Here is a 2,430-nt window from a genome sequence, read left to right as displayed (position 1 = left end):
TGAAACGGGAGATGCAAGAGAAACTACTCACTTTGCTCTTCTTAACGGTTATGGTGCAAGTGCTGTTAATCCATATATGGCCATTGAGTCAATCAAGGATATGGTTGTAAATGGAATGATCAAGTGTACTGAAAAATCTGCAATAGAGTCTTATATAAGAGCTTCTTCAAAAGGTCTTGCCAAGATTCTTTCGAAGATGGGTATTTGTACAATACAAAGTTATCATGGTGCGCAGATATTTGAAATTCTTGGTATAAATGAGGAAACTGTGGATAAGTATTTCGGTGGTGCACCTACAAGAATAGGCGGAATTGGAATTGATGAAATAGCCGAAGAAATACTTATGAGACACAGGGAAGCATACAATATTCTTAGAAGTAAAAACGACGACCTCGATGTAGGCGGTCTTTATAAATGGAGAAAGAACGGGGAATTCCACCTCTTTAATCCAGATACAATATTTGGACTTCAGCAATCTGTCAGGAGGGGGGATTATTCCAAGTTTAAGGAATATACTGCCAATGTCAATGACCAGGCCCAAAACCTTACAACAATAAGAAGTATGTTCAAGTTTAAAAATAAAAAATCTATACCGATTGAAGAAGTTGAACCTGTATCTGAAATACTGAAAAGATTCTGTTCAGGAGCGATGTCTGTCGGTTCAATAAGTAAGGAAGCACATGAGACTATAGCTATAGCCATGAATAGAATTGGAGGAAAGAGTAACTCGGGAGAAGGCGGAGAAGACCGAGCGAGACTGCTTACTATCAATGATGTTGACAATAGAAACAGTTCCATAAAACAGGTTGCTTCAGGAAGATTTGGTGTAACAATCGACTACTTAGCGTCTGCAGACGAGCTTCAAATAAAGGTTGCCCAGGGTGCAAAGCCTGGAGAAGGTGGACACCTTCCTGGAAAGAAGGTAAATGAGTACATAGGAAAGATAAGGCATGCAATACCAGGAATAGATCTTATTTCGCCTCCACCTCACCATGATATATATTCAATAGAGGACCTGGCTCAATTAATATTTGATCTTAAAAATTCAAACCCTGCTGCAAAGATAAGTGTAAAACTTGTATCGGAAAATGGAGTTGGAACTGTTGCTGCAGGTGTTGTGAAGGCACATGCTGATATAATACTCATAAGCGGACATGACGGTGGTACTGGAGCTGCACCACTGTCGTCAATAAGAAATGTTGGAATACCTTGGGAGATAGGTCTTTCTGAAACTCATCAGGTCCTTCTTCTTAATAACCTTAGAAGCAGGGTAAGGATTCAGACTGACGGTCAGCTAAAAACAGGAAGAGACGTAGCAATAGCATGTCTTCTAGGAGCTGAGGAATTCGGATTTGCAACTACTTGTCTTGTTGCGGTTGGTTGTGTAATGCTTAGGCATTGTCAGAATAACAATTGTGAAATGGGTGTTGCAACTCAAGATGGGGAACTTAGAAAGAACTTCTGTGGTAAACCTGAATATGTAATAAACTTTATGAAATTTATCGCTAGAGAAGTGAGAGAATATATGGCTGAGCTTGGATTCAGAACCATTAACGAAATGGTAGGAAGAGTGGATAAGCTTGAAGTAAATAAAGAAATAGATCATTGGAAGGCCAAGACTCTTGATTTAAGTAAAATACTATATAGACCTGATGTTCCTAGAAGGATAACTCCATACTGCTCAATAGCCCAGGATCATGGACTTGAAGGAAATATGGATTCCAAGTTGATACAACAGAGTCAGGGATTTTTCAAGAATAAAACAAAGGTTTCAGGTTCCTATGAAATCAAGAACCTTGACAGAACTGTTGGAACAATGCTTAGTGGTGAAATTGCCAAGACATTCCCTAACGAAAAATATGAAGACGATACTTTGGATTTCAAATTCTACGGTTCTGCGGGACAAAGCTTCGGTGCTTTCGCTATAAAGGGTCTTACCCTTCAACTAGAAGGTGACGCCAATGATTATGTAGGAAAGGGACTTTCTGGTGGAAAAATCATTATCAGAAAACCTAGAGAAGCTGAATATGGAAAGAGTATAATTGCTGGAAATACAATAATGTATGGTGCTACAAGTGGGAAGGTATATATCAATGGTATAGTTGGTGAAAGATTCGCAGTAAGAAACAGCGGTGCTAGCGCTATTGTTGAAGGAGTTGGAAACCACGGATGTGAATATATGACGGACGGATTTGTTGTAATACTTGGCGCAGTAGGCAGGAACTTTGCAGCTGGAATGAGTGGTGGTACTGCTGTGGTACTTGATGTTGACGACAGTCTTGAAGATAATTGCAACATGGACCTTATTCTTTTGGAAAAGCCTACTAAGGGAAATATGGATCGAGTAAAGAAGATGATATCCGAACATCTTGAATATACAGACAGTATGGTTGCCAAGGAAATAATGGATAACTGGAGCAAATACAGAAA

At 39.3% G+C, this 2,430-nt stretch carries 1 protein-coding gene; it reads left to right on the top strand.

Annotation, left to right across the window (positions count from 1 at the left end):
* Nucleotides 1-2,430, top strand: a 2,430-nt coding sequence (locus AC3AX0_RS11605) for a glutamate synthase-related protein (protein WP_487550444.1), incomplete at both ends; no start/stop codon positions are given.

The sequence above is a fragment of the Dethiosulfatibacter sp. genome (assembly GCF_983023055.1).
The sequence above is the reverse complement of the archived record's forward strand: the minus strand, read 5'-3'. Positions and strand labels throughout refer to the sequence as shown.